Source organism: Candidatus Avelusimicrobium sp. (assembly GCF_056976295.1).
In genome coordinates this window covers 1-22,333 of the sequence record NZ_DBMCTG010000009.1, presented here as the reverse complement: position 1 = coordinate 22,333, position 22,333 = coordinate 1, and the positions used below count along the sequence as shown (strand labels likewise).

Genomic DNA, 22,333 nt, shown 5'->3' with positions numbered 1-22,333 from the left:
AAGGATAACTAATATGACTGAAAGAGAGAAAATGCTTCTACACAGTAAATATGGACATTCCAAAATTTTATTTTTGATTCATTTAGTGGGGCGGTATATTAAGGAGTTATATCGTCCTAATATTGCAACTAGGAAGCCGTTAATATTAGGAAACGGAAATGTTGTTTCGTTTGTGCCGAAGGGAGTGCAAATAGAAATATATGGTGATAACAACAAGGTGGAAATTGACCCTTCTGTAACAAAATGGGATGGTCATATCGGATTAGGTGATGCCGAAACCCCAGTTTATAATTGTCATATAAGCATTGGCAAAAATTCTTATTCTAATGGAGTGAATATTATTGTAATGGAAGACAATACATCTGTTACTATTGGAAAAAATTGTATGTTTTCTTGGGGAATATATCTATTTGCTAGTGATACTCATACCATTTATGATGCTAAAACAAAAAAATTACTAAATTGGGGTAAAGAGATTATCATTGGCGATAATGTTTGGGTGGCTATGGACTGCACTGTTTTGAAGAATAGTTTTATCGCTAAAAATTGCGTGGTGGGGGCTTCGGCTGTGGTGGCTGGTAAATTTACCGAAGAAAACTGCGTGATTGCCGGAAATCCCGCCAAAGTAGTAAAACGCGGGGTGGCTTGGGATAGACGCCGGCCTAAGGAATATATTACACAGTATCCTATGGAATAAAAAAATCCCCGCGGTTTAGACACCTCGGGGATTTTTTAAAGCAACTAAACCAGTTAATCGGCTAACCAAGCCGGGTCTTGTACGCAGAACTTTTCCGGGTCCACAATACCGTTTAAGGTGGCTACTTCTTTCTTGCAGTTTTTCCATCCTCTAAACGTCTCGGACACGGTAGCAAAGGCAATGTTCATATGTGTATTTTGACCGAATAACACGCCCACCATACCGCCTTTGTCTGCCAAATCCGCCCCTTGGCGCAAGGCTTCGCGCAGGGATATCTCGCCCGACATCACACGGGAAAAGAGTACGTTTTCCGCCACATCTACATAATTGGTAAGCGGGTCCGGTAAAAAGCCATCGGAACCATACACTTGCCCAAAAGTTACGCGAATATTATTCTTTTTGGCTAATGCCAGGGCTTCGGTTTCTTTGGTTAATGCCCGCTGCCCCAGTGAAATAGCCTTTTTAAAATTTTGCTTTCTAACGGCTTCGCGGCATTGTGCCGCATCCTCTTTGATTTGCTGGAACTGCGTGACCAACAGTTGTTTGGCAACGGCCTGGTCCGCCGGGGCTGCACTGACCGGCCACGCCAAGGATAATACTAATGCAATTAATAAATGTTTTTTCATAATCAACACCTTTACCTATATTTATAGTATAGAGAGTCTTATGGAAAAAAGCAAATAAAAAGCCCCAAGGTTGATTCCCCGGGGCTTTTGTAAAGCAATTTTTTATTTGCGTTTGTAGGCCAATACGTCTTTGGCGGCGGCTTGCGCAGCGGCCAGACGCGCTATCGGCACGCGGAACGCGGAGCAGGACACATAAGTAAACCCTTCGCGGTGGCAGAATTCCACGCTGGCAGGGTCCCCGCCGTGTTCGCCGCAGATACCCACCTTCAAGTTAGGTTTGGCGTCGCGCCCCTCGGTTACGGCGTGTTCAATCAGCATCCCTACACCGCGTTGGTCAAGGGTTTGGAACGGGTCGGCTTCCAAAATGCCCTGCTTCAAATATTCGGGCAGGAACGAGCCGATATCATCACGCGAAAAGCCAAAGGTCATTTGCGTAAGGTCGTTAGTTCCGAACGAGAAGAAATCCGCTTCTTGGGCAACTTCATAGGCCAACACCGCTGCGCGCGGAATTTCAATCATAGTACCCACGGAGAAGTGGAGTTTTTTAACCTTGGTTTTGGCTACCACTTCGTCATACGCGGCGCGGATGAGTTTCTTTTGCGTGATGATTTCGTTCACGTCGCAAGTAAGGGGAATCATCACTTCCGGCTCCGCTTTTACACCCTCTTTAATGAGTTCGGCGGCAGATTCAAAAATCGCGCGGGATTGCATCTCGGTAATTTCGGGATAGGTTACACCCAAGCGGATACCGCGGTGCCCCATCATCGGGTTGACTTCGTGCAGACCGGCGGCGCGTTCTTTAAATACAGCCATTGTAATGCCCAATGCTTTGGCCAGTTCCGTCTGCTTTTCGGGCAAAGTCGGCACAAATTCGTGGAGCGGCGGGTCCATCAGGCGGACGGTTACACCATAGCCCGCCATAGCCTTCATAGTAGCCTTGATTTCCTTTTTCATATACGGGAAAAGTTCTTCTACCGCGGCTTTGCGTTCGGCCTCGTTGCCGGAGAGAATCATTTTGCGCAAAATAAAGAGCGGTTTTTCGGAGTTTTTACCGTAGAACATATGTTCTATGCGGAAAAGGCCGATGCCCTCCGCACCGAATTTGCGGGCATTTATGGCATCTTCTTCCGTATCTGCGTTGGCGCGCACTTTCAGGGTGCGCACTTTGTCGCACAAGGCTAAAAAGTGCATTAAGTTCTTGTTGCCTTCGCCGGCGGCTAACATTTTTAAAGCACCGTCATAAACATATCCTTTCGTACCGTTTAAGGTTAAGGAATCGCCCTCTTTAAAGGTTTTTCCGCCCATACTGACGGTTTTGGCTTCCAGGTTAATTTCCAGTTCGCCGCAGCCGACAATGCAGCATTTGCCCCAACCGCGGGCAACCAAGGCCGCGTGAGAAGTCATACCGCCGCGTTGGGTCAAAATACCAGCGGCGGCACGCATCCCCTCAATATCTTCGGGGTTGGTTTCTTCGCGTACCAAAATGGCTTTTTTGCCGGTTTCTTGCAACTTAATAGCGTCGGCGGAGTTGAAAACAATTTCGCCGCAAGCACCGCCCGGGCCGGCCGGCAGACCTTGGGCAATGGGCTTTACACCCGCTTCGGCCTTGGGGTCAATGGCGGGGAGCAAAAGTTCGCCCAACTGGGCAGGCGTTACACGCAAGACGGCTTCTTCCTTGGAAATCAAGCGTTCTTTTACCATATCCAAGGCCATTTGTACGGCGGCGGTTCCGTTGCGTTTTCCTACGCGGCATTGGAGCATCCACAATTTTTGGTCCTCAATCGTAAATTCAATGTCCAACATATCGTGGAAATGCTTTTCCAGTTTCTTTTGGATAGCGTCCAATTCTTTATAAACTTTCGGCATTACCTTTTCAAGCGTAGGCAAATGGGCCGAGTGAGCATTTGCAGACCATTTGTTCATCGGCGAGGGGGTGCGGATACCGGCCACCACATCTTCACCTTGGGCATTGATTAAATATTCACCGTAAAAGTGGCTGTCGCCGTTGCCGGGGTTGCGCGTAAAGGCCACGCCCGTGGCGCTCGTGTCGCCCATATTTCCAAAAACCATTGTTTGTACGTTAACGGCAGTACCCCAATCGTGCGGGATATTTTCAATATTGCGGTAAGCAATAGCGCGTTTGCCGTTCCAAGAGGCAAACACCGCACCGATAGCGCCCCAAAGTTGTTCCATCGGATTGTCCGGGAAGTCTTTTTTGAGCACTTTTTTGACGGTCTTTTTAAATTCCGCGCACAGTTTTTTGAGTTCTTCGGCCGGAATATGCGTATCGTCCGTTACGCCGAGTTTTGTCTTTAAATCGCCCAGCATACCGTCCAAAATTTTGCGGATTCCTTCGCCGTCCTTGGGTTCAATTCCGGCGGCTTTTTCCATTACTACGTCGGAATACATCATAATCAGGCGGCGGTAAGCATCATACACAAAGCGGGCATCTCCCGTTTTGGCAATCATACCCGGGATAGTTTCTTCCGTCAGACCGATATTCAAAATGGTTTCCATCATACCGGGCATAGAGGCGCGGGCGCCAGAGCGGACTGACACTAAAAGCGGATTTTTTTCGGAACCGAAAACTTTTTTGGTTTCGCGTTCAATTTTTTTGAGGTTGGCCTCTACGTCGGCTTTCAATGTTTTGGGATAGGAACGGTCGTGGTTCCAATAATAGGTACAAACTTCGGTAGTAATTGTAAAACCGGGAGGAACGGGCAGTTTTAACAGTCCGGCCATTTCGGCCAAATTGGCGCCCTTACCGCCCAATAATTCCTTCATTTTGCCATTGCCTTCGGCACGGCCTGCGCCAAAAGAGTAAATATATTTAGCGGGTTTTTTGAGAACGGCTTTCTTTACGGCTGTTTTTTTTACAGTCTTTTTAGCGGCAGGTTTTGCAGCCGCTTTCTTGACGGTTTTCTTTACCATATATGGTCGTTTCTCCCTTATATTAAAATAACAGTGTAACGGGGCTTGCCCGTTTTAATTTCCTATATTGTAATACATTTTCCATAGAAAACAAAATTTTTTTCTACATATCCACTTTTTGTTATAATTAGGAAACGTGTGTAAAGGGGGAAAAGATGAATAAAAAAGGACTCAGTTTATTTGCAATGCTGGGCATTTTGCTATTAGTGGCTGTGGCGGCCTGCATTGTGTTTAAGGATACTGTTCCTGTAAATCTGGAAGAACTGGCCCAACGGCCAGACAGTACGATTCAGGCCGGCCTTTTAACAGCCGGAATACCGAACGTAAAAGTATTGCCGATTCCCCAAGAGGTTTACGATTCTATACCCGCTAATTCCAGCCATAAAGAAATTTTTTTAGGTGATATTAAAAAAGTCCATTGGGTCAGTTTGCGCGGTTGCCCTTATGCGGCAGCCTTTCGGGAAGCCGTGGAAAGAACACTGAAAAAATATCCCTCAGCCTATCAAAATACAATGGAGTGGACCAGTGGTACAAGATGGATCAAGTGCGCCCCCGGATACAAAACCTGCCCGGAGATGTGGTTGGTAAATAATTGTATGGAGTTGTGCATTATAAACCCGCAAAAACGCCAAATCGTAGCCTTGCAGCAAAGAAATGGCAAACAAGCCGCGGCACTGTTGGAAAAATTAAAAGATTGGTAAAAAATAAAAGTCCTGTTTTTTAATGGGGCTTTTATTTTTTCTGGGCCTTATTCTTTAAATACTCTCCGTGAAAGCCGTAGGACATTTGCACGGTTCGGCCGATAGATTCAATCTTACCGGCAATGCAGTAGCGGCACTTTTCAGGGGTATCTCCCGTACAGATTTTTCCGGGATACAGTTCATACATTTTGCGGGGTTCGCCCTCGGTAACATTGGGCATCACCACATTGGCCCCGCTCTGCAAAGCCAAAAGGCGGCCTTGCGGGTGGAGTGTTTCCATAGCCGTGGTGGCCGGGATATTGATGTCCGGCAGTAACAGGCGCATTATAGCCATCATTTTAAGGGCTAACTCAAAATGACCGTTTGTCGTTTCATTTGCTAACGGGGTGTGGGGGTGGGGGATAAAAGGTCCGATTCCCGCCATATCCACAGGAATTTGCTTAAAAAACAGCAAATCGTCCGCTAAACTTTCCATTGTTTGCCCCGGCAGTCCCACCAGCGACCCTGAGCCGACCTCGTAGCCGAGAGCCTTTAAATCGGTTAAACAGCGGGCGCGGTTTAACCAACTCATTTGCGGGTCCAATTTTTCGTAAAGGACTTTATCGGTGGTTTCTATGCGCAAAAGATATCTGTCGGCCCCAGCCTGGCGGTACAGGGCATATTCTTCGCGCGTTTTTTCGCCCAAACTTAATGTAACCGCTAAACCCATTTTTTTAATTTGACGGACAATATCCGCCATTTTATCGGCGGAGAACCACCCGTCTTCCCCAGATTGGAGCACTACTGTTTTATAGCCGTAGCCTGCGGCTTTTTCAGCCAATTTTACGATTTCCTGCGGGGATAAGCGGTATCGTTTGGCTTGTAAATTGGAGCGGCGGATACCGCAATACATACAGTCGTTTTTGCAATAATTGGAAAATTCAATAAGTCCGCGCAAATAGACCTCATCTCCCACGAATTGGCGGCGGACCTCGTCGGCTGCCTGAAAAAGCGCGCGCGCATCCGGGAGCGACAAGAGCACAATAATTTCCTCTTTCGTAAGCGTATGAGTGGCCTTTGCCTTGGCTAAAATTTCCGTTTCAGCAACCATATATTAAAGTATATCAAATTGAAAAAACAGGCCAAAAGACCTATTTTTAGGTAGGTCTGCCCGTCGGGGTGGAGTAGGCCCAAAAAGTTCCGTCGGTTAGGCCCAATGACCCTGTTAATTCTCCGTCGTAAACAATATTATATAAGTATAATCTACCGCGGAGGAGGCGCAAAAATGAACACTTTAACCCAAAAAACAAAGCAAGACCACCTGCTTAAAAAACAGCGCCTGGACCGGGAGTTTTCCTGGATTAGCCGCGAATTTAAAGATATGCTTACTTCCAGTGATGTAAAACTGGACAATGTGGAACTATATACGGCCTTGTTTCTGGGCTTTGCACAATAAACTTTAAAAACCTCCTACAAGAACACCCTGCGCCCGCAACTTCTCCTGCGGGCGCTCTTGTATGTAAGGCCTATATTTTGGATAGGTCTTTTGACCCTTGAAGGGGAAAAAAGAAATTTATATATTATCAAAAGGAGGTAGTGGATATATGAAAATGCCAATTTTAGTAGGGGGAACTTTGTGCCTTTTATGTGTGGTTCCGGCTTCCGCACAGGAGACAAGTGTTGTCAAAGGAGCAAAAGAAGGTTCGCAAATAGTGGAACAAGTTATCGGACAAGCCAGCAAAGATGTGCCAGGCCTTAAAGGACTGTCTAAGGTTACGGGTATTCCCTCGGCGCACCTCCCAACGGGCATTATTCCTACGGTTCCAACTGTTTCCGTGCCGGCTACCCCTGTGGGGAAAACTCCACAGACTAATGTTACCATAAATTCTCCTGCCGTTTCGTCCCAGCAACAACAGATTTCTACTGCCGTTGATAATTTAGTGGCCAATGTCAAAACCCCATTAAAAACATTGCAAGAAACGGACGACCTCCTTGCCAAAGAGAATTTTTCAGCCGCAGATGCAAAAGAGGTGCTATACCAAATTTTTGAGGTTTCACGCATGCCTTCTGCCCAAGAATACTTGCTGTTAAAAGATCTTCCGGTTTTGGCAATACAGAAAGGTGTTAAATTAACCGCGGATCAGACCTACCTGGCACAAGAATTATATAGAACTATTTTGGTGTGCTATAAGGGGAGCGTTTCTTTGGAGGAACAGGCAGACTTGATGGCTTGGGGGAAAACAATGTCCGCCATCAGCAATTTAGGTTTTTTTGGCACCACAAAAGATGTGCCTATGTTGATGAGTATTTACCAAAAAGCACCGGAATCTGTAAAATCGGTTACGGGTATTGCCATTGTGCGCGCTATGCTTAAACTGAAAGCATACAAACAGTTACGTTCTTTTAAAGGGGCGTCTTCTTTGCCGGCGGAGTTTGTAGAAGGAGTAAATAACTGGCTTGCCAAAAATGGCTTGGGCGAATATGTGTTGCCGCAAGCGACAGGGAAGATGAATACTTTATCCAAAGATGCTTACCGGCTATTGAACTATTATAGTTATTATAGTGTAAAGCATACATTCCCAGGGGAAACAACTACCGCTGATTGGCTGAATTTATCTTTTTCCGCCCCCAGAATCAATACAGTTGTACAAGGAAAAAATAATAACAATGCCGCCTTGGTTGCAGAGTTGCGCAATTGGATGATTGCCCATAACGGTAAATTTCCGCGGTCCGCTATTTATAGAGATGGAAAGCTGATTCGCGGGGAGCAGAGAACGCCGGAGGAATTAACTGAGGTTAATTTGGCTTTCCGTGTGCACAAAGCTTTACAACGTGCACAGGACTCCAATGATATTTGGATCAAACAGTTGCAAGATTTAAAGGGTGGCCCTATTAAAAAACACCTGACACCGCAGGAAAAGCTCCAGTCCGTACGGAAGTGGATGGACGAACACGACGGAATATGGCCTGGAAATGCTTATGACAATAAGGAAGCGATTAATTTAGCACAAAATGTTGACAATTATTTGAAAACAGTACCTGCCGATGACCCCATAGCCAAAGAGTTATTGGCACTGAAAGAGCAGGGGCAAAAAGTGCGCCGTCAACAACTGGCAGAAACTTCCCAAGAGAGAGCGGAGGAAGCGCGCCGTCAAAAACAGTTGAAAGCCGAAGAACAGTATCAACAACAGTTAGTGCGTGACCAACAAACCTATGACAATTTGGTCCTTTGGATGAGAAATCATAACGGGACATTTCCAACCATTGCTTCTGCTGATGCAGAAGAGTCCGGTTTGGCCCGTGCCGTTTCCGGGGTTAAACAACGCAATGCTGGTTTGAGGGATAGTATAATTCGCCTTAAGGAAAATGCTACTCCCCGGGAAAAAGCCACACCCAAAGAAGATCCCGCTCAGGAGAAAGCAAGGTTAGAACGCTTGGCAGAAATTTCTCGTCAGCAACAACAGGAACGGTTTGAGCGTGGCCAAAAAATTTATGACGAAACCATCTTTTGGTTAGAGACCCATAACGGAAGATTGCCTTCATCTGCTTCCACTGATAAAGGAGAACGTCGTTTGGCTGGGGTTATTAGTTACTACAAATCATATAATCATAATTTGGCGGATCTTTATGAAGACGCCAAACTATGGGCTGCAGTCAAGAGAAAGTTAGGCTATGGAACCTCACGTTGGTTGGCATCGGGTAACCCTGACAAGACGATGCAAGAGGCCTATGAGGAAATAATGAAAAAAATGGAAACTCGTTCGCCTTCGGACAACCCTGTGCTAAAAGAAATATGGTCCTTATATTACCAGGGGAAAATTGATAATCTCAAGCGGAAGTTGGAAGTTTATGTGAGTTATCTTCTTTTAGGTTATGAGGATACTTATAAAGACCTGATGAAACCAGATGTGCCTGCTGGAATACAAGCCGAAGCCAAACGCTTGGTGGAGGAAGCACAAACGGCTGTCCAGCAATCAACTTTGCGTAAAATGCAGGACTATTTGGCAGATTCCAATCATCTGTGGCCTTATCGTACGGGGAGTGGAGAGAATGGAATAAAACTGTACAACTTCTTGACTGGCAGTAATGTTCCCAATGACATAAAGCAGCAAGCTATAAGTTTGAAAGAAGAGGGCCTTTCTCGTGTTGTCCCCGCGTTAAAAAGTTGGTTGAAAACACATAGCACGTGGCCGAGTTACAGTGATAGTAGTGAGAGAGAGTTGGCTACGGCTATTGATTTACTGACAAGGGACCCGGACTTGAAATTGACACCGGAGGCAGCGGAGATTGAGCGCTTATACAAAAAACAAAATAGCACACTGGAAAAAATAAAGAAATGGTGCCAATCTTTCTTTAACAAATAGTTGTTTTAGTGCCCGTAACTTCTCTTGCGGGCACTCTTTTTATATAATAACATTATGTTAAAAGATGTCTTTATTTATACGCTTAAATGCCTACTCTATTTTTGGTGTCCGTTTGGACGCGCCAGCCGCAAGGAATATGCTTACTACAATAATACCACGCTGGTTTTGGCTTTGTTGGTAGTTGCGGCTATAAAGTACCTGCCCCCTCATAAGTTGGAGTGGTTGTATGCGTTTGCAAATGAATTTAAGGTCGCGCTGTGTTGTGCTTGTGCCGTAGTGGTTTTGGCTTCGTATAGCGTACTGGTGCGCCGCGGGCACGACTTGGGGTATAATTGGTTTTCTACGCTTTTCCGCTCATCAGAGTGTATGATGTTCAAAGGCTGGCAGTTTAACCGCCGGTTGTTTAAAGAAGAAGGCTCCCCTTTGCCCAACGAATACGGTCCCGCGCCCGAAGAAAATCGGTAAACCTTCCCCAAGGCCCGGATAATTTGTTCTCATTCGTCTGTGTTTTACGGCTTAAAGGGGGGATAGTTTTTGCTACAATATATTATGCAAATCATTTTAGATGGGTTAAAATACTCGCTTAAATGCATGGCCCTCTTCTGGTGCCCGTTCGGCCGTGCCAGCCGCATAGAATACGTTTACAGCCACCGGGCCCCGGCGTTTGTGGCTTTTACTGCTATTATCATTATGCTGTTCTTGCCACCCCATAAGTTGGAGCAGGCGTTGGCGTTGATAAATGAATACCAAGTTGCCCTGTACAGCGTGTGTGCCGTAATGTTTGTGGGGTCGTGGACCCTGCAGGTACGCCGCGGGCACGATTTGGGGTATAGTGGATTTGCTACCCTGCGGCGCACTTTTAATTATTGGAAAGGTAGCAACTGGCAGTTTTATGACCGGTTAATGTCGGAAGAAGGCTCCCCTTTCCCCAATGAATACGGTCCCGCACCCGAAGAAAACAAGTAGCCCTTTCCTAAATACAAATCAATTTGCTATAATTAAACTGTACTTTAAGTAAGTATAAATTAACAATAGGAGAAGGCCCTTACTCCGGCTCGGTACTCTTTCGGATAAAGAGTGCTTGGTCGCGCAGCAAACGGTCTAAGTGTACAAAAAAATGGTACTTTCCATGCAAGACAGAAAAGACATCATCAGCAAATTCCAATCCAGCGCCAACGATACCGGCTCTGCCGCTGTCCAAATCGCGCTCATTACGGAACGCATCCAATATATTTCTAACCACCTCAAAGCCAACCCGAAAGATTTTGCGGGCGAAAGAGGCCTTAACAAATTGGTCGGCCAGCGCAAACGCTTGCTCGCTTATTTGAAGAAATCTGACTTTGAAAGATATCAAAAAGTTACCCAGGAACTTAAATTAAGAAAATAACTTTTATTATGCAAAATTTCAACCACAAATTTGATATTCAAGAAGTGGAAGTTACCGTCGGCAGCCAAACGATTAAACTTCAAACGGGTTTAATCGCCAAGCAGTCTGACGGCGCAGTCGTAGCCACTATGGGTGAAACTATGGTTTTGGCGACGGCTGTTTCCACCAAAGAGCAAAAACCGGGTATTTCCGATTTTACTCCTCTTACCGTCAATTATAAAGAAAGAACCTACGCCGCGGGCAAAATCCCCGGCGGTTTTTTCAAACGCGAAGGCCGCGCCAGCAAGAAAGAAACGCTGTCTTCCCGCATTATTGACCGCACCATCCGCCCTATTTTCCCCGAAGGTTTCGCTTGCGAAACCAACGTAACGGCTATGGTTATTTCCAGCGACGAAAAACACGATGCGGATGTTTTGTCCGTATTGGCTTCCTCCGCTGCGTTAGTTATTTCCAGCATCCCGTTTAACGAGCCTGTCGCCGCTGTGCGCATTGGCCGCAAAGACGGAAACTACATCGTCAACCCCACCAAAGAAGAACAAGAAACCTGCGATATGGACCTGGTAATTGCCGGTTCTGCGCAAGGCTTATTAATGGTGGAAGGCGGCGCCAAAGAAGTGGAAGAAGACGCCATCATCAAAGCGATGGAAGTTGCCAAGCCGGAAATTGACAAAATGTGTGCCGTGCAGTTAAAACTGCGCGAATTGGCCGGCAAGCCGAAATTTGAATACGTCGTGGAAAAACTGCCGCAGGAAGTGGCGGACCTCGCCAACGGCAAATTCCGCGAAGAAGCCAAAAAGATTTTGCACGCGTTTTCCGATAAGCAAACCCGCGATACGCAGGTTGCCCAGTTGAAGGCCTCTTTCACCGAAGAGTTGGCTCCCAACTACGGCGATAATGCCGCCACCTATGCGGGTATTGCGTTGGAAAATATTATGTACGAAGAATCCCGCAACTTGGTGTTGCACGAAAACGTCCGCGTTGACGGCCGCAAACCCGACGAAATCAGACCTTTGAGTTCTATGGTCGGTTTGTTGCCCCGCGCCCACGGTTCCGCCCTGTTCACCCGCGGTCAAACCCAATCTTTGGCAGTAGCCACCTTGGGCACGCCTGATGACCAACAAATGGTGGAAGGTTTGGACGACACCACTTACGAACGCTTTATGTTGCACTACAACTTCCCGGGTTTTGCTACCGGCGAATGCAAACCGGACCGCTCTCCGGGCCGCCGCGAAATCGGACACGGGGAACTTGCCCGCCGCGCTTTAATGCCGCTTATCCCGAGCGAAGAAGAATTCCCGTACACCATTCGCGTGGTTTCCGACATTATGGAATCTAACGGTTCCTCCTCTATGGCCAGCGTCTGCGGTGGTTCTTTGGCCCTGTTTGATGCGGGCGTGCCGATGAAATCGGCCTGCTCCGGTATTGCTATGGGTGCCATTTCGGGCGAAGGCAAATTTGTCGTGCTGTCCGATATTATGGGATTGGAAGACCACTTGGGCGATATGGACTTTAAACTCACGGGTTCCCGCAAAGGTATTACTGCCTTCCAAATGGACGTAAAACTTAAAACGGGTATTCCTCTTGATGTTTTGCGCCAGGCTATCTCCCAGGCTACCAAAGGCCGTATGTTCATTATGGACCATATGGAGAAAACGATTGCCGAACCGAAGAAGAACATTTCCCGCTTCGCGCCGATTATTTTCAAAATGAGAATCCCGGTGGACAAAATCGGTGCCTTGATTGGCCCCGGTGGCAAGAACATTAAACGCATTACGGAATCTACCGAAGCCAAGATTGACATTGCCGAAGACGGTACGGTAACTATTGCCGCCGCCAACAGCGACCGCTTGGACCAGGCCAAAGCCGAAATTGATATGATGACTGCCGAACCCGAAGTAAACAAAATTTACAAGGGTAAAGTAGTATCTATCCAGCCGTTTGGCGCGTTTGTGGAAATCTTGCCCGGTAAAGACGGCTTACTCCACATTTCCGAAATTGAAAAACACCGCATTAACAAGGTGGAAGACGTATTGAAACTCGGCGATATCGTTGAAGTGAAATGCGTTGAAATTGACAATAACGGAAAAGTAAGACTTTCCCGCAAAGCCTTGCTTAAATAGTTTCAGTTGTTGTATATAAAAAAGCCCCGGAGCCTAACCCGCCCCGGGGTTTTTGTGTAAAAAGTCTATGTTTGGCTCTTTTTCTGCTTAACCGGTTATTTGCTTTTTCCTGTGAGGACACAGCCTGCCGCCCAAAATAGCCGTCATATGTGATAGCAAGCCTTGCACACCTGTCTTATTAAAAATATGAAAAATTTAGGGGGAAACTGGCAGGTGTTTGCAACGCGTTGTGACTTTTTGTTTTTGCGCCACGACGGTGTTTATGAGGGCGTTTGAGAGGACAGAAATGCGTTGGTTAGCCGTTTCACAGGACGAAAATGTATCGTGCCTTCCGGTAAAAATAATACTTTTTGTTTCAAGTGCTTCAAAATTATGTAAAATAGAATAAAGTAGTTTTGGGATTACTTACGAAACCGAGGTCATCTTGATTTATGAAAAAAACAGTAACTAAAAAAGCGGCTTCCAAAGTGGCTGCTAAAAAGCCCGCCGTCAAAGAATCTCCGATTTTAAAAGACGTAAAACAACTGTACGGTTTTATGAAGGACAATAACCTGGACACCATTGAATACGACCAGAAAGGCCTGTATTTGCGCTTGGTGAAAGCCAAACCCGCCGTGGTGCCGGTACCTGTCAATGTGGGCGGAGCCATTTCCGCTTCCGGCGCACACGCGGCCGTCCCTGTGCAGGAGCAATACAAAGAAGTGATTAAATCTTCCTTAATGGGTATCTTCTTCCGCGGATCCACCCCGTCGGCTCCGCCTTTTATTAAAGAAGGCGCACGCGTGGAAAAGGGTGATGTTATCTGCCTGATTGAAGCGATGAAGGTGTTTAACGAGATGCGCGCAGAATTTCCTTGCGTTATTAAGAAAGTGCTGGTAGAAAACGGCAAACCGGTTAAACAAGGCGATGCTTTGTTTGCCATTGAACGGGTGTAAATATGACACCGCTGCAAGAGAATATTCAAATTGCCGCTACCCGTATGAGTGAATATTTGGCGGAGCACAAAACGGCTACATCGTGGCAATTAAAATTAATGTTGCGCGTGTCCAGTTCGGTGTTGTTTTTAGCCTTGGGCGTGCTTTACGGACAGGGGAAAATATCCTTAGTGGCGGACGGTATTAATTACCACGTCATTTGGGGGAGCAACCCCGAACCGCAAGCCCCGGTGCCGCCTACACCGCCTTTGCAAGAAAATATGTAGTTTTTACAGCCCCCGCGTAAGCGGGGGTTTCTGCTTTTAAGGCCGCCCTCTCCATAATTTTTTTGTCAATGGGCAGTGTAGGGTTTTATCTTGGAAAATCAGCCCAAAAAAGGTAAAATATCTCTATATGCAAAAGCGTTATTATTACACCCCTAAAAAATCCAAAAAACGTACTAAAAAAACGAATTCTACGGTTTGGATGCGCACGGTATTTTATATTTTAACGGGCGCGCTGACGCTGTGGCTCTTTTGCATTTTATGGTTTAACATTTCCAACGGCGCGGCGGGTCAGGCAGTCGCCAAACAACTGTACCAAATGTTGGGGCAGTCGGCGGGATTGATACCGCTTTTTCTGGGATATTGGCTCGTGCAGACGGTGCGCAAAAAAAGCGCGTCTTTTCTGTTTTTTATTATTGGTTCGTCGGTAACCTTGGCGGCCTTTTCCTGTTTTTTAACCCTTTTAAGACTCGTTTTCAAGGATTCCCTTATTTCCGGCGGACACGTTGGCGAGAGCCTTTTTACGGCCTTGCAGGGAGTGTCCGGCGTGGCGGGCGCGGCGGTGTTTTCGCTTGCGTTTATTTTGGTTGGCATTCACTTGCTTTTTGCAATTCCGTGGGCGGTGGTGTTGCAAAAAACGGGTGAGTTTATCCGCAACGATTTTAACGGTTGGATGGAAGCCCGTGCCGAACTTAAAGAAAAAGTGCGCGAGGGTAAGGCCGAACTTAATGAAAAGCCCTCTAAATCCACCTCTTCCCGCCCGGTAGCGGAGGAAATCCACGAAGTGCCGGAAATTCACCGTTCAAAACCCGAAATCCGCCGTCCGGTGGCCGAACCCGTCCACTTACCGCGGCGCGAGGAAATTTCGTCCGCCCATTTACAACAAGAAGAAACTTCCAATGCTCCTACGGATGAAAACGGCGAAGTAAAAAAATTTGACCCCAAAACCTTTAAACTTCCGCCGCTTGATTTGCTAAATGACCCGTCCGGAGACGGTATCGTCGGTCCTACTGATGATGAAATCGCCCAGGCCACCCGCCGCTTGGAAGACACCTTAAAAAGTTTTGATATCCGCGCCACGGTTACCGGGGTATCTCCGGGCCCGGTGGTTACCCGTTACGAAATCAAGCCCGACCCGGGCGTAACGATTGCTTCTATCACGGCCCGCACCCAGGATATTCAGGCCAGTATGGAGGCCCGTTCCGTGCGTGTCCAGGCGCCTATTCCGGGGAAAAATGCCGTTGGTTTTGAAATCCCCAACGAACGCCCGGTAATGGTTACAATGAAGGAAATTTTGCAATCTTCCGTGTATGCCAATTCCAAGGCGGTCCTGCCGATTGCTTTGGGCCGCTATGCCGACGGCGAACCTGCCGGTTCCGTGGCGGAAAAGTGGCCGCATATTTTGATTGCAGGGGCCACTAACAGCGGTAAGTCTATTTGTCTGCATACGATTATTATGTCCCTGATTTACAAGCATACCCCCGACGAAATCAAATTTCTAATGATTGACCCCAAGCGCGTGGAACTGACTCTTTATGAGGGAATTCCTTACCTGTATGACCCCAAAACGTCGTGCGACGATGTGGATGTGGTTACCGATGCCAACGGGGCTGCAAAATCCTTGCAAATGCTGGTAAAGGTAATGGAAAAGAGATTGTCCATTATGCAGTTAGCCAAGGTGAAAAACATTGAGGGTTACAACCAATGGGCTAAGCAAAATAATGAAGAAAAGATGTTCTACATCTTTGTTATTATTGACGAAATGGCCGATTTGATGCTCCAAACCAAGGCATCTATTGAGGATTCCGTACAGCGTTTGGCGCAAATGGGCCGCGCGTTGGGGATTCACTTAATCCTTTGCACACAGCGTCCGTCCGTTAAGGTTATTACGGGTATTATTAAAGCAAACCTGCCTTCGCGTATTGCTTTGCAGGTGGCCTCTGGTATTGATTCCAAGGTGATTTTGGATGCCACGGGGGCGGAAGATTTGCTCGGCCGCGGGGATATGTTGTATCAAAGCACATCGGACAAAACGCCGTTCCGTATTCAGGGGGCCTATGTGTCCGAAAAGGAAATTAAAGCGGTGGCTGATTTCCTGCGCGCACAAGGCGGGCCGGATTATCCGGTACAAATTGTGGCGGAGCAAAACCCGCACCAACGTCCGCAGGACGGACTTGGCACCAGCCCCGAGGAATTATTGCAGGCGCTTAACCTTATTAAAGAGCGCCGCCGCGTGTCGCAAGATTTGCTCAAAGCGCACTTTGGTTCCTCCGCACGCGCGACCAATATGTTAAGCGTGTTGGAAATGAAGGGCTATATTTCCAAGCCGGAAGGCTCTAACCGCTGGGAAATCCATTATGAAATGATTGACCAGGCCATTGAGGACTTAAACAGTTTACCATATGATAAAAACTATCAGGAAGAAACGTATGAAACAGTCTATAAATAAAGTAATTTTTCCGTTTATTTCGGCATTGATTTTAGCGGCTTGCGGCGGTTCCGCGCCCGAAGAACCTGTTGCACCCGCCCCAGAACCGGCGGCTCCGCAAGTGGTTACTCCGGCGCCTAAAACCGTACAAAAACCCAAAGCACCTGTTAAAAAAACTGCTCCGGCCCCCAAAACTACGTTAAATGCAGCCGAATTAACCGCTCGTTTAAAACAATGGGATAAAAAATTAGCCACCTTGGAAACATCCTTTGCCCAAAACACTTCTTACGATGGGGTAGAGGTTAGCCGTTCTATGGGCAAACTGTTTTATGACCGCGCCCAAAACCGCCTTCGCTTGGATACAACTAGCCCGGAGGGCGATTTGGAACAGACTGCCATTACGGATAAAAAAGATATCGTTATTTTGGACGAAGCGGGTAATATGGTTACTACACTTTCCTGGGCCGATTGGCAGCAGGGCCAACCCAATCAGGCGCTCTTTGATTTTGGCAATTATACCGCTTTGGTGGAACGCCACAATGCCACCGTAAAAAGCCAGACCGACAAAGAAGCCGTTTTGCTTTTAACACCCAAAGAGGGGGAAGAATATCAACTTTTGCTGACTTTAACGGCTCCGGATTATTTTCCGCAGGTGCTTGCTATAACATCTGACTTAATGACGACAAAAGCCGTCCTGAAACAAATTCAAAAAAACCAACCGCTGCCTGCGGCGGTGTTTGGAGGATTTAAAAAATGATGACATTAGCCAATAAAATTACGCTTATGCGTGCCGCGCTGTCTATTGTAATGTTTCTGTTTATTTTACTTCCGTACGGGTGGGCCCGTATTACAGCCACGCTGATTTTCATTTTGGCAGCCAGTACGGACTGGGTGGACGGAAAAATAGCCCGCCAAACCAACACAATCACTCCATTTGGCGCGATTGTGGATCCGTTTGTAGATAAAATTTTGGTTGCGGCAGCGTTCTTTGCCTTTGTGGGCATTAAGGAATTGGATGTGCCGATTTGGGCGGTATTCTTTATTTTGTTACGCGAATTGATGATTTCCACCTTGCGTGTGATTGCCGCCTTGGAAGGCAAGGTAATGGCCGCAGAACGCTGGGGAAAGTTTAAAACCGTTATTCAAATGACTGCTATCGGGACTATTTTCTTTGTGTTGGATGTTTATCATTTGTCCCATTTAGTGTCCGGTTCGGCACAGGAGTTCTTTCAAATAACTTTTTTAACACTCCAAAAGGTCCCCTATGCCATTACGGCCATCGCGGCGGTAATTACTTGGATTAGTGCAGTTTCATATTTAAAAAACAACTGGGATTTGCTTAAAAAATCGTGGAGTCTGCCCGTATGCAAATAATCTGGCGCGCCTTAGCCACGGGGCTGTTTGTCAGTTATCTGCCGCCACTGGTGTTTAAATACAAAAAAAATACAGGGGCGGGCTTTTTAGGTACTTTATGGGGAATTCCTTTGGTGCTGTGCTTTCCGCAGGATTCTATGCTCTATATGGTGTGTATGCTGGCCTTTTGGGCAGTTGCCGTATGGGTCTGTAAAAAAGTACAATTTAAAGGATTCACAGGCCACGATAATCCTAAAATTGTAATAGACGAAATGGCCGGATATATTACGGCTATGGCGTTTTTACCGCGGACCTGGCCGTATTTGTTGGCGGCTTTTATATTGTTCCGGACGTTTGACACACTAAAACCGTGGCTTGTTAAGACCTTTGATAAAATGGAAAATGCCTTCGGTGTGGTGTTTGATGATGTGGCCGCCGGGCTAATGTCCAATATACTCGTGCAGATTTTTATTATATTAGTAGTAAACAGGTAATAAGGAGATAAAAAATGGATTTTTCCAATATGACAAACTTACGCGAACTTTTGGCAGCGGGCGGCCCGATTTTAATTCTACTGCTCTTGCTGTCCGTTTATTCTATTTCTATTATTTTGGAACGCTTTTTTAAGTTGCGCTCTACGGTTTCCCTTTCCCGCAAGTTAATGGCGTATTGCCGCCACCCGCTCCGCTCGGAAAATTACCAAAAGGTGGAAGATGCCTGCCGTAAAGAGGTTGTTAAAAATACACCTGCGGCCGCGCTTATTTTGCGTCTGGTGCAGGAGCGCAACCGCCCGCAAGCCGAATTGGAAAAAATCGCGGACAGCGTGATTGATTGGGAAGTTACCAAATTACAGCGCCGCCTGACTATTTTGGGCACTTTGGGCAGTATTACGCCCTTTATCGGCTTGTTCGGCACGGTTATTGGCGTTATGCACGCATTTAAAGATTTAGCCGCCAATACTGCCACCAGTGCCGGAGCCTCCGTCGTGGCCGCCGGTATCGCCGAAGCGTTGGTCAACACCGCCGCCGGGCTTTTTGTGGCTGTTCCTGCGGTAATTGCCTATAACTATTATTTGTCCAAAACCAATTACTTTGCCAAGGAACTTGAAAATATCGCCGACGAAATTATTTACCGCCGCGGCGACGTGGAAGAATTTTAACCTATGCGCACACACAAAAACAGAACCGTAATGGCGGAAATCAATATGGTGCCGTTTATTGACATCACCTTGATTTTGCTGATTATTTTTATGGTAATGAGTCCGATGTTGGTGCAAATGCAAATGACGGTGGATTTGCCTAAATCCAAGGCCATTAACACGCAGGCGGAGGACGATGTCATCCGTATAGAAGTTACGCGCGACGGCACCATTACCGTAATGAATAAAAAACTGACCCTTAAAAATTTAGAGCGCGAGTTGATTTTGCGCTTGGGTAAAGCAAATAAAAAGACGATTCTCGTCCAGGCAGATAAAGACGTACCGATACAGCAAGTAGTGGACGTTTTTGACGTTGCCAAGAAATTAGGTGCGGCCAAGTTGGGAATCGGGGTGCTTTCTAAAAACTGATGAACCGTTATTTTGCTATTTCCAGCGGACTGCACATTCTGGCCGCTTTATTCTTACTTTTGCTATTGGCTCCTTCGGCTAAGAAGGCGTCCGCTACTTATACGATTGATTTTATCGGTAGCGGCAAGGTGGTGGCCACCACGGGGCAGGAAGCCTCCGCGCCCAAGGCTCCCAAAGCCGCCGTGCAAGCCCCGGCAGTAGCCAAAGAAGCCCAACCCAAAGCAGAACCTGCCAAAACGGCTAAAAAGGCGTATGCCTCCAAGAGCGAAATTACCGCTAAAAAGCAACCTGCAAAAAAGGCGAAGCCTTCCGCACCGCTAGCCGCGCCCAGCGTATTGGACGAATCCCAAGCGGGGGGGCAATCGGCAGAATCTGCCGAAGCCGCCAAAGAAGGCCAATTTGCCGGCGGTAATATTCAAACCGATTTTGCCAATTTCCCTTATCCTTGGTACATTACCCAGGTAAGAAATTCCCTTTGGATTGAGTGGGAAAAACGCCGCCCCGCAGGCAATACGTTATCGGCATTAGTATCTTTTGCTATTGCGCGCGACGGCAAGATTAAAAATTTACAGGTAGAACGCAAATCCGGCGATGACACTTTTGACTTTGCTGCATCTTCCGCCGTAATTAATGCAGGCCCCTTTGCGCCGCTGCCGATGTATTACGAAAAAGACGAACTCACCGTAAGTGTGGAGTTCAAACAGGAGAAATAATATGAACGGATGGCAGCGTTTTGCGGTGCTTATTATTTGTTGTTTTGCGATAATGATTTTATATCCCGATTTCGGTGCTTCGGGCTGGACGTTTATCGGGATGATAATAGCTATGTGGACGGGGGTAATCCTTATTTTGTCTGTTGTGTCCAACCTCTTTGGCCTGTACAAGTGGGAAAGTTTAAATAAACTGATTTTCTTTGTGCTTACCTGTGCGATTATGTATTCCTTGTTGTGGTATTTCCCGCAGGAAGATAAAGTTACACCGGTTAATAAAATTAAATATGGCGAATTTCCTACCAAGGCCGATATTGACCGTGGCTTAAAACGCTTTACCTTTAATTTTGATTTCGTCCGCCGCAATGCCAAGAGAAAGGAAAATTTTACCAACCAGGATATAGACGAAAAGGCCATTAAAAAGGAAATTAAAAAGAAGGTTTCCCAAAAAACGGATGAATTAGTAGAAAAACTGGATATTCAGGTGGACTAACGTATGAAGAATACCATTTTAATTACGGGCGGAAACGGTTTTATTGGACGGGCGTTGACGGATAAACTCCTGCAAGAGGGGTACAATGTCCGTATTGTTACCCGCCGGACCCCTAAACAACAACCGGCAAACCCGGCAGTAACACTGGTGCAGGCCGATTATAATGATGTGCAATCTTTGGAAAAGGCCTTGTCGGGCTGTGTGGGCGTGTTCCACTTGGCGGCGGCCATTTTCGGCTTTAACCGCGCGGATTTTGAGCAGGCCAATGTAATTGCCACGCAAAATGTGGTATCTGCCGTAAACAATACGCCGGAAATAAAAACCTTTGTACACGTTTCCAGTTTGGCGGCCAGCGGCTTTGCCACGGATACGGACCACCCTCGCACGGAGGATATGGCGCCGAAACCCGTATCCGATTACGGCATTACCAAACTGGGGGGAGAAAAAGCCGTTAAAACGCTCCGCCCGGGCGTAAAATGGACGATTATCCGCCCTCCGATTGTCTATGGCAAGAACGATTCCGGTGTGTCCAAAATCGCATTGTGGGTCAAACGCGGTCTTATGGTAAATACTTCGGGCAACGGATATTTTAGTTTTGTGCACGTTTCCGACTTGGTGGAAGCCCTTTGGCAAGCGTTTATCCGCCCGGAAACAGATAAAGAAACCTATTTTATTACAGAAGAAGCGGTTTACTCGTGGGATTATTTTATTACGCAAATGGCCCGCGCGATGAATTGCCACAAGCCTTTTATGCCCTCGGCCCCCAAATGGATGATGCGTCTGGCGGCGTGGGTGTATGAAGTGGCGGCCCGGGTTACGGGCGCGCAGCCTGCCTTAAATTATGACAAGGTAACCGAAGCCACTATCCCCGGACATTGGATTTGCTCGGGCAAAAAGTGGCACACGCTGACTGGGCAGAAGTTTACCCCATTGGCAGAAGGCCTAAAAAAGAGTTTTTAATTTTGTCTTGCAGATGTAAATGGTATAGGTAAAAAATAATGTCTGCGGATAAATTAAGAAAAGTTTGTAAAATTTTGTTATAATATAGAGGTTGACGGTAATATTACCGACGGCACAAATTTTGGAGAGGTGGCTGAGAGGCCGAAAGCGGCGGTTTGCTAAACCGTTATACGGGTTAATTCCCGTATCGAGGGTTCGAATCCCTCCCTCTCCGTAGAAATTTAAAACCCTTGCGCGAGCAGGGGTTTTTAGTTTTTAGGAGAGTTTGCACATACCCACTATTTGGTGTATCGTCTGGATTTGAAACTCGCAATATTGTTTGAGTTTAAGGCCACCCTAGGCCGAAAGGCGAACCCTGCGCGAGGGCGGCCCGGGCAAAATTTCCGTCAGTTATACAGGGCATATCTCTATTGTTGCTTCCTAAAACACATTTATTCCTTGTTTTAGTTGGTTGTCCGGATACCTTTCTCGCGCTCCGCGCAGGTCTCCCTTCCCTCACTCTTAGCATAAACGGGTTTTCGTTTGAAAACTCCTTCTTCTCCAAAAAATTCTTTACTTTTCAAATAGATCAAGAGCCAGGTGAATTTCTCCTGTTTCTCGGGCATTTAGTTTGTTATACGGTCGTTATCGGTTGCCATTGTCGTTATTCCCGAGGGTGTACAGTCGGGAATCTGTTGTTATTAAAAATGAGGTTATATCTTAGCCGTATGCAAGAGGAAAGGTCAAATAAGAGGTCATCCAGAACTGGTGGCCCGCAGGGTTTTCAGAATCTACTTTTTGGCTTTTTTTTCGTTGTTGTTTAGCCGTTCTTTTTAAAGG

The 22,333-nt window shown here is 46.7% G+C and carries 22 protein-coding genes and 1 tRNA gene; 20 read left to right on the top strand and 3 right to left on the bottom strand.

Annotated elements, in window-relative coordinates; all coding sequences use genetic code 11:
- Positions 1–13 precede the first annotated feature (13 nt).
- Entirely contained in the window at positions 14–697 is a 684-nt protein-coding gene (locus tag ACZOTW_RS05075; RefSeq protein ID WP_483997649.1) for an acyltransferase, read from the top strand.
- 53 nt (positions 698–750) lie between these two features.
- Here ACZOTW_RS05075 and ACZOTW_RS05070 read toward each other — a convergent pair whose 3' ends face one another.
- Positions 751–1,323, bottom strand: coding sequence for a hypothetical protein (locus ACZOTW_RS05070; RefSeq protein ID WP_177746357.1), 573 nt, complete (start codon positions 1,321–1,323; stop codon positions 751–753).
- A 102-nt stretch (positions 1,324–1,425) separates the two neighbouring features.
- Complete coding sequence (ppdK, locus tag ACZOTW_RS05065) at positions 1,426–4,254, bottom strand: pyruvate, phosphate dikinase (RefSeq protein WP_483997648.1); 2,829 nt, start codon at positions 4,252–4,254, stop codon at positions 1,426–1,428.
- A gap of 155 nt (positions 4,255–4,409) precedes the next feature.
- Between ppdK and ACZOTW_RS05060 the strand changes: the two genes are divergently transcribed.
- Positions 4,410–4,955 (top strand): hypothetical protein, encoded by a 546-nt coding sequence (locus ACZOTW_RS05060; RefSeq protein ID WP_483997647.1) that lies wholly within the window; start codon positions 4,410–4,412, stop codon positions 4,953–4,955.
- Positions 4,956–4,986: 31 nt separating this feature from the next.
- On the opposite strand, the gene hydE is transcribed toward ACZOTW_RS05060, so the two are convergent.
- Positions 4,987–6,045 (bottom strand): [FeFe] hydrogenase H-cluster radical SAM maturase HydE, encoded by a 1,059-nt coding sequence (hydE, locus tag ACZOTW_RS05055; RefSeq protein ID WP_483997646.1) that lies wholly within the window; start codon positions 6,043–6,045, stop codon positions 4,987–4,989.
- A 174-nt stretch (positions 6,046–6,219) separates the two neighbouring features.
- Here hydE and ACZOTW_RS05050 point away from each other — a divergent pair, with 174 nt between their 5' ends.
- From ACZOTW_RS05050 to ACZOTW_RS04965, 18 genes are all read left to right on the top strand, one after another.
- Entirely contained in the window at positions 6,220–6,390 is a 171-nt protein-coding gene (locus ACZOTW_RS05050; protein ID WP_483997645.1) for a hypothetical protein, read from the top strand.
- 148 nt (positions 6,391–6,538) lie between these two features.
- A complete protein-coding gene (locus ACZOTW_RS05045) occupies positions 6,539–9,298 on the top strand; it encodes a hypothetical protein (protein WP_483997644.1) in 2,760 nt (919 codons plus the stop codon).
- Between the two features lie 54 nt (positions 9,299–9,352).
- Positions 9,353–9,763, top strand: a complete 411-nt coding sequence (locus ACZOTW_RS05040; RefSeq protein WP_428042926.1) for a DUF805 domain-containing protein — start codon at positions 9,353–9,355, stop codon at positions 9,761–9,763.
- An 84-nt stretch (positions 9,764–9,847) separates the two neighbouring features.
- Positions 9,848–10,264 (top strand): DUF805 domain-containing protein, encoded by a 417-nt coding sequence (locus tag ACZOTW_RS05035; RefSeq protein WP_177746371.1) that lies wholly within the window; start codon positions 9,848–9,850, stop codon positions 10,262–10,264.
- A 151-nt stretch (positions 10,265–10,415) separates the two neighbouring features.
- On the top strand, positions 10,416–10,685 hold the full coding sequence (rpsO, locus tag ACZOTW_RS05030; protein WP_177746373.1) for a 30S ribosomal protein S15: 270 nt from the start codon (positions 10,416–10,418) through the stop codon (positions 10,683–10,685).
- Between the two features lie 8 nt (positions 10,686–10,693).
- The gene (gene pnp, locus ACZOTW_RS05025) at positions 10,694–12,805 is read left to right on the top strand and encodes a polyribonucleotide nucleotidyltransferase (protein ID WP_428046671.1); all 2,112 of its coding nucleotides are present in this window, start codon (positions 10,694–10,696) and stop codon (positions 12,803–12,805) included.
- 431 nt (positions 12,806–13,236) lie between these two features.
- A complete protein-coding gene (locus ACZOTW_RS05020) occupies positions 13,237–13,740 on the top strand; it encodes an acetyl-CoA carboxylase biotin carboxyl carrier protein (protein WP_177746376.1) in 504 nt (167 codons plus the stop codon).
- A 2-nt stretch (positions 13,741–13,742) separates the two neighbouring features.
- Positions 13,743–14,006, top strand: a complete 264-nt coding sequence (locus tag ACZOTW_RS05015) for a hypothetical protein (RefSeq protein ID WP_177746378.1) — start codon at positions 13,743–13,745, stop codon at positions 14,004–14,006.
- Between the two features lie 127 nt (positions 14,007–14,133).
- On the top strand, positions 14,134–16,452 hold the full coding sequence (locus ACZOTW_RS05010; protein WP_428046669.1) for an FtsK/SpoIIIE family DNA translocase: 2,319 nt from the start codon (positions 14,134–14,136) through the stop codon (positions 16,450–16,452).
- Positions 16,433–17,188: a LolA family protein gene (locus ACZOTW_RS05005; RefSeq protein WP_483997643.1), complete on the top strand. Its 756-nt coding sequence runs from the start codon at positions 16,433–16,435 to the stop codon at positions 17,186–17,188. The genes ACZOTW_RS05010 and ACZOTW_RS05005 overlap by 20 nt, the downstream gene beginning before the upstream one ends.
- The gene (gene pgsA / locus ACZOTW_RS05000; protein WP_177746384.1) at positions 17,185–17,805 is read left to right on the top strand and encodes a CDP-diacylglycerol--glycerol-3-phosphate 3-phosphatidyltransferase; all 621 of its coding nucleotides are present in this window, start codon (positions 17,185–17,187) and stop codon (positions 17,803–17,805) included. Before ACZOTW_RS05005 ends, pgsA begins: the two co-directional genes overlap by 4 nt.
- Positions 17,796–18,278, top strand: coding sequence for a phosphatidylglycerophosphatase A family protein (locus ACZOTW_RS04995; RefSeq protein ID WP_483997642.1), 483 nt, complete (start codon positions 17,796–17,798; stop codon positions 18,276–18,278). The genes pgsA and ACZOTW_RS04995 overlap by 10 nt, the downstream gene beginning before the upstream one ends.
- Positions 18,279–18,292: 14 nt before the next feature.
- Positions 18,293–18,943 carry a MotA/TolQ/ExbB proton channel family protein gene (locus ACZOTW_RS04990; RefSeq protein WP_177746388.1) on the top strand — a complete coding sequence of 217 codons (651 nt, stop codon included), beginning with the start codon at positions 18,293–18,295 and terminating at the stop codon, positions 18,941–18,943.
- 3 nt (positions 18,944–18,946) lie between these two features.
- The gene (locus ACZOTW_RS04985) at positions 18,947–19,351 is read left to right on the top strand and encodes an ExbD/TolR family protein (protein ID WP_177746390.1); all 405 of its coding nucleotides are present in this window, start codon (positions 18,947–18,949) and stop codon (positions 19,349–19,351) included.
- The gene (locus ACZOTW_RS04980) at positions 19,351–20,064 is read left to right on the top strand and encodes a TonB family protein (RefSeq protein ID WP_483997641.1); all 714 of its coding nucleotides are present in this window, start codon (positions 19,351–19,353) and stop codon (positions 20,062–20,064) included. The genes ACZOTW_RS04985 and ACZOTW_RS04980 overlap by 1 nt, the downstream gene beginning before the upstream one ends.
- A gap of 1 nt (position 20,065) precedes the next feature.
- Positions 20,066–20,554, top strand: coding sequence for a hypothetical protein (locus ACZOTW_RS04975; protein ID WP_483997640.1), 489 nt, complete (start codon positions 20,066–20,068; stop codon positions 20,552–20,554).
- Between the two features lie 3 nt (positions 20,555–20,557).
- Positions 20,558–21,514 (top strand): NAD-dependent epimerase/dehydratase family protein, encoded by a 957-nt coding sequence (locus tag ACZOTW_RS04970; RefSeq protein ID WP_483997639.1) that lies wholly within the window; start codon positions 20,558–20,560, stop codon positions 21,512–21,514.
- Between the two features lie 123 nt (positions 21,515–21,637).
- Positions 21,638–21,728, top strand: a tRNA-Ser gene (locus tag ACZOTW_RS04965).
- Positions 21,729–22,333 lie beyond the last annotated feature (605 nt).

What these genes read in the sequence shown, in the direction of transcription:
- ACZOTW_RS04970 (WP_483997639.1), top strand. Translation starts at nt 20,558, where the DNA reads ATGAAGAATACCATTTTAATTACGGGCGGAAACGGTTTTATTGGACGG.
- ACZOTW_RS05040 (WP_428042926.1), top strand. Translation starts at nt 9,353, where the DNA reads ATGTTAAAAGATGTCTTTATTTATACGCTTAAATGCCTACTCTATTTT.
- ppdK (WP_483997648.1), bottom strand. Translation starts at nt 4,254, where the DNA reads ATGGTAAAGAAAACCGTCAAGAAAGCGGCTGCAAAACCTGCCGCTAAA.
- ACZOTW_RS05010 (WP_428046669.1), top strand. Translation starts at nt 14,134, where the DNA reads ATGCAAAAGCGTTATTATTACACCCCTAAAAAATCCAAAAAACGTACT.
- ACZOTW_RS04990 (WP_177746388.1), top strand. Translation starts at nt 18,293, where the DNA reads ATGGATTTTTCCAATATGACAAACTTACGCGAACTTTTGGCAGCGGGC.
- ACZOTW_RS05050 (WP_483997645.1), top strand. Translation starts at nt 6,220, where the DNA reads ATGAACACTTTAACCCAAAAAACAAAGCAAGACCACCTGCTTAAAAAA.
- ACZOTW_RS04995 (WP_483997642.1), top strand. Translation starts at nt 17,796, where the DNA reads ATGCAAATAATCTGGCGCGCCTTAGCCACGGGGCTGTTTGTCAGTTAT.
- ACZOTW_RS05015 (WP_177746378.1), top strand. Translation starts at nt 13,743, where the DNA reads ATGACACCGCTGCAAGAGAATATTCAAATTGCCGCTACCCGTATGAGT.
- ACZOTW_RS05005 (WP_483997643.1), top strand. Translation starts at nt 16,433, where the DNA reads ATGAAACAGTCTATAAATAAAGTAATTTTTCCGTTTATTTCGGCATTG.
- ACZOTW_RS05045 (WP_483997644.1), top strand. Translation starts at nt 6,539, where the DNA reads ATGAAAATGCCAATTTTAGTAGGGGGAACTTTGTGCCTTTTATGTGTG.
- ACZOTW_RS04975 (WP_483997640.1), top strand. Translation starts at nt 20,066, where the DNA reads ATGAACGGATGGCAGCGTTTTGCGGTGCTTATTATTTGTTGTTTTGCG.
- hydE (WP_483997646.1), bottom strand. Translation starts at nt 6,045, where the DNA reads ATGGTTGCTGAAACGGAAATTTTAGCCAAGGCAAAGGCCACTCATACG.
- ACZOTW_RS04985 (WP_177746390.1), top strand. Translation starts at nt 18,947, where the DNA reads ATGCGCACACACAAAAACAGAACCGTAATGGCGGAAATCAATATGGTG.
- rpsO (WP_177746373.1), top strand. Translation starts at nt 10,416, where the DNA reads ATGGTACTTTCCATGCAAGACAGAAAAGACATCATCAGCAAATTCCAA.
- ACZOTW_RS05070 (WP_177746357.1), bottom strand. Translation starts at nt 1,323, where the DNA reads ATGAAAAAACATTTATTAATTGCATTAGTATTATCCTTGGCGTGGCCG.
- ACZOTW_RS05075 (WP_483997649.1), top strand. Translation starts at nt 14, where the DNA reads ATGACTGAAAGAGAGAAAATGCTTCTACACAGTAAATATGGACATTCC.
- ACZOTW_RS05060 (WP_483997647.1), top strand. Translation starts at nt 4,410, where the DNA reads ATGAATAAAAAAGGACTCAGTTTATTTGCAATGCTGGGCATTTTGCTA.
- ACZOTW_RS05035 (WP_177746371.1), top strand. Translation starts at nt 9,848, where the DNA reads ATGCAAATCATTTTAGATGGGTTAAAATACTCGCTTAAATGCATGGCC.
- ACZOTW_RS04980 (WP_483997641.1), top strand. Translation starts at nt 19,351, where the DNA reads ATGAACCGTTATTTTGCTATTTCCAGCGGACTGCACATTCTGGCCGCT.
- ACZOTW_RS05020 (WP_177746376.1), top strand. Translation starts at nt 13,237, where the DNA reads ATGAAAAAAACAGTAACTAAAAAAGCGGCTTCCAAAGTGGCTGCTAAA.
- pnp (WP_428046671.1), top strand. Translation starts at nt 10,694, where the DNA reads ATGCAAAATTTCAACCACAAATTTGATATTCAAGAAGTGGAAGTTACC.
- pgsA (WP_177746384.1), top strand. Translation starts at nt 17,185, where the DNA reads ATGATGACATTAGCCAATAAAATTACGCTTATGCGTGCCGCGCTGTCT.